Below are 7,138 nucleotides of genomic sequence, written 5' to 3'. Positions count from 1 at the left end.
CCCCCAAGGAGTTTTCCCCAGACATGTCGATCCAGACTATCGAGGACACCAAGGTGAAGGCCTTTCCCGCCAAGCCGGCGGAGGTCATCGCCTTCACTGCCAAGGCACGGCGCCGCTTCGAGCCGCTCGCCATCGCCGGCAAACTGGCGAGCGCGCTGGTGCCGCCCATCATCGTCATCGCGCTGATGCTGGTCGTCTGGCAGATCGCCTGTTCGTCGCCGACATCGAGCCTGCCGCCGCCGACCCAGGTGTGGAACGAGGCCTACGACCTGATAGCGCATCCGTTCTTCGACAATGGCCCGCAGGATATAGGTCTGGCCTGGCGCGTGCTGATCTCGCTGCAGCGCGTCGCCGTCGGCTTCGGCCTGGCGGCGGTCGTCGGCGTCGCGCTCGGTGCGCTGGTCGGCCAGTCGATCTGGGCGATGCGCGGCCTCGACCCGGTGTTCCAGATCCTGCGCACGGTGCCGCCGCTGGCCTGGCTGCCGCTGTCGCTGGCGGCGTTCCGTGATTCCAGCCCGTCGGCGATCTTCGTCATCTTCATCACCTCGATCTGGCCAATCATCATCAACACCGCGGTCGGCGTGCGCAACATTCCCGAGGACTACCGCAACGTCTCGCGCATCCTGCGGCTCAACCAGTTCGAATTCTTCGTCAAGATCATGGTGCCGGCCGCCGCGCCTTACATCTTCACCGGCTTGAGGATCGGCATCGGCCTGTCCTGGCTCGCCATCGTCGCCGCTGAAATGCTGACTGGCGGCGTCGGCATCGGCTTCTTCATCTGGGATGCGTGGAACTCGTCGCGGCTGCCCGACATCATCGTCGCGCTCGCCTATATCGGCGTCACCGGCTTCTGCCTCGACCGGCTGGTCGCGGCGGTCGGCGCCTTCGTCACCCGCGGCACAACGGCAAAGTGAGGAGAGGGGCGATGACGGCCTATCTGAAGCTCGACCATATCGACAAATCCTTCACGCGTGGTGCCCAGGTCAGCGAGGTGTTGAAGGACATCAGGCTGACCATCGACAAGGGCGAATTCGTCTCCATCATCGGCCATTCCGGCTGCGGCAAGTCGACCCTGCTCAATCTGATCGCCGGGCTGACCAAGGTGTCGGCCGGCGCCGTGCTGCTCGAGGACAAGGAGGTCGACAGCCCTGGACCGGAACGCGCCGTGGTGTTCCAGAACCACTCGCTGCTGCCGTGGCTGACCGTCTACGAAAACATCAACCTGGCGGTGTCGAAGGTCTTCGGCCGTTCGAAGAGCAAAGTCGAGCGGCATGACTGGATCATGCGCAATCTCGACCTCGTGCAGATGGCGCATGCCAAGGACAAGCGCCCGGCGGAAATCTCCGGGGGCATGAAGCAGCGCGTCGGCATCGCCCGGGCGCTGGCGATGGAGCCGAAGATCCTGCTGCTCGACGAGCCGTTCGGCGCGCTCGATGCGCTGACGCGGGCCCATCTGCAGGACGCGGTGATGGACATCCATTCCAGGCTCGGCTCGACGACGATCATGATCACCCATGACGTCGACGAGGCGGTGCTGCTCTCCGACCGCATCGTCATGATGACCAACGGTCCGGCGGCGACCATCGGCGAAGTGCTTGCCGTGCCGCTGGCGCGGCCGCGCCGGCGCGTCGAACTCTCTTCCGACCGGACCTTCCTGCGCTGCCGCGAGGCGGTTCTGAAGTTCCTCTACGAACGCCACCGCTTCGTCGAAGCCGCGGAGTAGCACCATGAGCGAAAGACTTGTCATCATCGGCAATGGCATGGCCCCCGGGCGCATGCTGGAGCACCTGCTGGAACAGGCTCCGGGCCGCTACACCGTCACCATCTTCAACGCCGAGCCGCGCGTCAATTACGACCGCATCATGCTGTCGCCGGTGCTGTCGGGCGAGAAGGCCTATGAGGAGATCATCATCCATGGCGACGGCTGGTACATCGCCAACAACATCACCCTCTACAAGGGCCACAAGATCGTTGCCATCGACCGGACGGCGAAGACCGTCACCTCGGATCACGGCGTCACCGAGCCCTACGACAAGCTCGTCATCGCCACCGGCTCGGTACCGTTCATCATTCCGGTTCCGGGCCATGACCTGCCGGGCGTGCTGACCTATCGCGATCTCGACGACGTGCAGGCGATGATGCTCGCTGCCCAGTCGCGGGCCAAGGCGGTGGTCATCGGCGGCGGCCTGCTGGGTCTGGAGGCGGCGGCGGGCCTCAACGCGCAAGGCATGGACGTCACCGTGCTGCATGTCATGCCGACCTTGATGGAGCGCCAGCTCGATCCGGCCGCCGGCTATCTCTTGCAGCGTGCGGTGGAGCAGCGCGGCATCAAGGTCATCACCAAGGCCAACACACAGGCTATCACCGGCAACGGCAAGGTCGGACAGGTGGAACTTGCTGACGGCACCATTATCCCAGCAACGCTTGTGGTGATGGCCGTCGGCATCAGGCCGAATTCGGCGCTGGCCAAACAGGCCGGCATCGCCGTTAACAGGGGCATCGTCGTCGATGCCGGCATGCGCAGCAACGATCCCGACATCTACGCGCTCGGCGAATGTGCCGAGGTCAACGGCCAGGTCTATGGCCTCGTCGCGCCGCTCTACGAGATGGCGCGCGTCACAGCCAGCCAGCTTGCCGGCAACGAAGCGGCGGCCTTCGTCCATATGGACACGCCGACCAAGCTCAAGGTCACCGGCATCGACCTGTTCTCGCTCGGCGACTTCGCCGAGGGCGAGGACCGCCAGGAGATCGTGCTGCGCGATGCGGCGGCCGGCGTCTACAAGCGGCTTGTGCTGAAGGACGACCGCATCATCGGCACCGTGCTCTATGGCGAGACGGCGGACGGCGCCTGGTTCAACGATCTCAAGAAAAAGCAGACCGACATATCGGAGATGCGCGATACGCTCATCTTCGGCCAGTCCTACCAGGGGGGTGCCCCGCTGGACCCTATGGCGGCCGTTGCAGCCTTGCCGGATGATGCGGAGATCTGCGGCTGCAACGGCGTTTGCAAGGGGAAGATCACCGGCGCGATCACGGCCAAGGGCCTGACCTCGCTCGACGACGTGCGCGCCCACACCAAGGCGTCGGCCTCCTGCGGCTCCTGCACCGGGCTGGTCGAGAAGCTGATGGTGCTGACCATCGGCGACAAATACAATCCAGCGGCGGTGCAGCCGATGTGCGGCTGCACGACGCTCGGTCATGACGAGGTCCGCCGGCTGATCATCGCCAAGCGCCTGAAGACCATTCCCGCCGTCATGCAGGAACTGGAATGGACGACCTCCTGCGGCTGCGCCAAATGCCGGCCGGCGCTCAATTACTATCTCGTCTGCGACTGGCCGGACGACTACGCCGACGACTACCAGTCGCGCTTCATCAACGAGCGCGTCCACGCCAACATCCAGAAGGATGGCACCTATTCGGTGGTGCCGCGCATGTGGGGCGGGGTGACCAATGCCGCTGAACTGCGCGCCATCGCCGACGTTGTCGACAAGTTTGAAATCCCGATGGTCAAGGTCACCGGCGGCCAGCGCATCGACATGCTCGGCATCCGCAAGGAAGACCTGCCGGCGGTGTGGGCCGATCTCGGCCAGGCCGGCTTCGTCTCCGGCCACGCCTATGCCAAGGGGTTGCGCACGGTGAAGACCTGCGTCGGCTCGGACTGGTGCCGCTTCGGCACGCAGGATTCGACGGGCCTCGGCATCCGCATCGAAAAATTCATGTGGGGCTCGTGGACGCCGGCCAAGGTCAAGATGGCGGTGTCGGGTTGCCCCAGGAATTGCGCCGAGGCGACCTGCAAGGATGTCGGCGTGATCTGCGTCGACTCCGGTTACGAGATCCATTTTGCCGGCGCGGCCGGCCTCGACATCAAGGGCACCGAAGTACTCGGCCTGGTCAGAACCGAGGACGAGGCGCTGGAGCATATCGTGGCGCTGACGCAGATGTACCGCGAGCAGGGCCGCTACCTCGAGCGCATCTACAAATGGGCCAAGCGCATCGGCATCCCCGAGATCAAGCGCCAGATCATGGACGATGGCGACAAGCGCAAGGCCTATTACGAGCGCTTCGTCTTCAGCCAGAAATTCGCCCAGGTCGACCCGTGGTCGGAACGCGTTTCCGGCAAGGACAAGCACGAATTCCGGCCAATGGCTTCGGTCGGTTTTGCGCAGGCGGCGGAGTGAGCGTCATGAACTGGATATCGATAGGCTCTCTCTCCGACATCCCTCGCCGCGGCGCGCGCTGCGTCGCCACGCCGGAAGGAAAAATCGCGGTCTTCCGCACCCAGGACGATCAGGTCTACGCCATCGACGACCATTGCCCGCACAGAGGCGGACCGCTCAGCCAGGGCATCGTGCACGGCGCGGCGGTGACCTGTCCCTTGCACAATTGGGTGATTTCGCTGGAAACGGGCAAGGCGCTCGGCGCCGACGAGGGCGCGGTGCGCACCATTCCGGTGCGGATCGAAGGCGAGCATCTGTTCATTGCGCTGGAAGCGCTGGTCAGCCGCGCGGCCTGACCCCATGGAGATCGATGAAGCGCGCGAGGTGAGGACCACCTGCCCCTATTGCGGGGTGGGCTGCGGCGTGCTGGCGAAGGTCGCCGCGGACGGGCAAGTGTCCGTGCGCGGCGACCCCGACCACCCGGCCAATTTCGGCCGGCTCTGCTCCAAGGGCTCGGCACTGGCCGAGACCATCGATCTCGACGGCAGGCTGCTTCATCCAGAGATCCACGGCCGCCGCGCCGGCTGGGACGAGGCGCTCGACCTCGTCGCCTCGACCTTCTCGCAAACCATTGCCGAGCACGGGCCCGATGCGGTCGCCTTCTATGTCTCCGGCCAGTTGCTGACCGAGGACTACTACGTCGCCAACAAGCTGATGAAGGGCTTTGTCGGCTCCGCCAATATCGACACCAATTCGCGCCTGTGCATGGCCTCTTCGGTCGCCGGCCACCGCCGCGCTTTCGGCTCCGACACCGTGCCCGGAACCTATGACGATCTGGAGCTTGCCGACCTGATCGTGCTGGTCGGCTCCAATCTCGCCTGGTGCCATCCGGTGCTCTACCAGCGCATCGCGGCTGCCCGGGAAAAGCGGCCGGAGATGAAGATCGTGCTGGTCGACCCGCGTCGCACCATGACCGCTGACATTGCCGATATGCATCTGGCGATCGCGCCGGATGGCGACATCGCTTTGTTCACCGGGCTGCTCGCCTACCTCGGCCAGCACAATGCGCTCGACCGCACCTATATCACGACGCACACGACGGGCTTCGGGCAAGCGCTTTTCGCCGCCTCCGCGCTGGACCTGGCTGGCGTCGCCGCTGCCACGGGCCTGAGCGAGGACGAGCTTGACCGGTTCTACAGCCTGTTCGCGGCGACCTCCAAGACCGTGACCGTCTACAGCCAAGGGGTGAACCAGTCGTCTTCGGGCACCGACAAGGTCAATGCCATCATCAACTGCCATTTGGCCACCGGCCGCATCGGCAAGCCAGGGGCAGGGCCGTTTTCGGTGACCGGCCAGCCCAACGCCATGGGCGGGCGCGAGGTCGGCGGCATGGCCAACATGCTGGCTGCCCATATGGAGATCGAAAACCCCGATCATCGCGACCGCGTGCAGCGCTTCTGGAACGCGCCGGCCGTTGCCGGAAAGCCCGGCCTGAAGGCAGTCGAGATGTTCAAGGCGGTTGCCGACGGGCACATCAAAGCGCTGTGGATCATGGCCACCAACCCGGTCGATTCGATGCCGGACGCCGATGCCGTCGAAGCGGCGATCAAGGCGTGCCCGTTCGTGGTGGTGTCGGACGTGCTGGCCCGGACCGATACCGTCCGCCACGCCCATGTCCGGCTGCCCGCCGCCGCCTGGGGCGAGAAGGATGGCACCGTCACCAATTCCGAACGCCGTGTGTCGCGCCAGCGCGCTTTTTTGCGCGCGCCCGGAGATGCGCTGCCTGACTGGCGGATTATTGCCGAGTTGGGCAAACGGATGGGGTTTGGTGAGGCGTTTTCCTACGCGTCGCCGGCGGAGGTGTTTGCCGAGCATGCCGCGCTGTCGGGTTTCGAGAATGATGGTGCGCGGGATTTCGACATCGGGGCTTATGCCGGGGTTGATGCGGAGGGATATGAGGCGCTTGAGCCGTTCCAATGGCCAGCGCCGAGCCAAGGCGCCCCCCTCTGGCCTGCCGGCCATCTCCCCCTCAAGGGGGGAGATCGGCTGTCATGGCCGTCTTCGCCAATTCACAACGTCGCAAAGCGAAAGCAGTCGGCAAAGCTGCCAATCTCCCCCCTTGAGGGGGAGATGGCCGGCAGGCGAGAGGGGGGCGCTCAAGCTGGAGGTTGGCCAGAAGGGGTCGGCACGACTGGGCTCCAGGCTCGCTTCTTCGCCAACGGCAACTTCTTCACACCCGACCGCAAGGCGCGCTTCATCGCCATCCGTCCCACCACGGAAATCCGCACCAGCCCCGATTATCCGCTGATCCTCAACACCGGCCGCATCCGCGACCATTGGCACACCATGACGCGGACGGGGAAAAGCCCGCGGCTTTCGCAGCACATCGCCGAGCCCTTCGTCGAAATCCACCCGGCGGATGCGCAGCGCTTCGGCATCGGTGACGCCGACATAGCGCGCGTTTCCAGCCCGCGCGGTGATGTGCTGGTGCGCGCGCTGGTGACGGCGCGCCAGCGCCAGGGCAGCCTGTTTGCGCCGATGCACTGGACCGATCAGTTCTCGGCAAAGGGCCGGCTCGACACGCTGACCGCGCCGCTGACCGATCCCATTTCCGGTCAGCCGGCGCTGAAACATGTCGCCGTCCGCATCGAGAAATTCGCGGCAAAGGCCTTTGGCTTTGCGGTGGCTCGGCAGCGGCCGGAGCCTAATACTGCGCCCTACTGGGCCGTGGCCAAGTGCAAGGGCGGCTGGCGGGTCGAGCTTGCCTTTGCCGATGACGACATCGACTGGGCAGGCTTTGCCGGGTCGCTGTTCGGTACGTCATTGGGTGCCGAAATATCAGCTTATCACGACCGCGACGTCGGCCAGCACCGCATCGCCGCCTTCGACGACGACCAACTGTCAGGCGCCTTGTTCGTCGCGCCCGGCCCGGTCGCCGTGTCGCGCGGCTGGGCGGCGGAACAACTGAGCGCCGATCATGT

General features: G+C 65.2%; 5 protein-coding genes. All 5 read left to right on the top strand.

Going from position 1 to position 7,138, the window contains the following annotated elements:
* Positions 1-23: 23 nt before the first annotated feature.
* Positions 24-914, top strand: a complete 891-nt coding sequence (gene ntrB, locus EN884_RS19290; protein ID WP_013530458.1) for a nitrate ABC transporter permease — start codon at positions 24-26, stop codon at positions 912-914.
* An 11-nt stretch (positions 915-925) separates the two neighbouring features.
* Positions 926-1,723 (top strand): ABC transporter ATP-binding protein, encoded by a 798-nt coding sequence (locus EN884_RS19285; RefSeq protein WP_013530459.1) that lies wholly within the window; start codon positions 926-928, stop codon positions 1,721-1,723.
* Between the two features lie 4 nt (positions 1,724-1,727).
* Positions 1,728-4,178 (top strand): nitrite reductase large subunit NirB, encoded by a 2,451-nt coding sequence (gene nirB / locus EN884_RS19280; protein ID WP_024503965.1) that lies wholly within the window; start codon positions 1,728-1,730, stop codon positions 4,176-4,178.
* Between the two features lie 5 nt (positions 4,179-4,183).
* On the top strand, positions 4,184-4,513 hold the full coding sequence (gene nirD / locus EN884_RS19275) for a nitrite reductase small subunit NirD (RefSeq protein WP_063168698.1): 330 nt from the start codon (positions 4,184-4,186) through the stop codon (positions 4,511-4,513).
* A 4-nt stretch (positions 4,514-4,517) separates the two neighbouring features.
* Positions 4,518-7,138, top strand: a 2,621-nt coding sequence (locus tag EN884_RS19270; protein ID WP_164895057.1) for a nitrate reductase, incomplete at its 3' end; no start/stop codon positions are given.

Source organism: Mesorhizobium sp. M7A.F.Ca.AU.001.01.1.1, assembly GCF_004022735.1.
In the GTDB taxonomy this organism is placed as follows: domain Bacteria; phylum Pseudomonadota; class Alphaproteobacteria; order Rhizobiales; family Rhizobiaceae; genus Mesorhizobium; species Mesorhizobium ciceri.
This window is presented reverse-complemented; position numbering and strand designations above follow the sequence as displayed.

Coding starts and splice junctions, on each gene's coding strand:
- ntrB (WP_013530458.1), top strand. CDS start 24: ATGTCGATCCAGACTATCGAGGACACCAAGGTGAAGGCCTTTCCCGCC.
- EN884_RS19285 (WP_013530459.1), top strand. CDS start 926: ATGACGGCCTATCTGAAGCTCGACCATATCGACAAATCCTTCACGCGT.
- nirB (WP_024503965.1), top strand. CDS start 1,728: ATGAGCGAAAGACTTGTCATCATCGGCAATGGCATGGCCCCCGGGCGC.
- nirD (WP_063168698.1), top strand. CDS start 4,184: ATGAACTGGATATCGATAGGCTCTCTCTCCGACATCCCTCGCCGCGGC.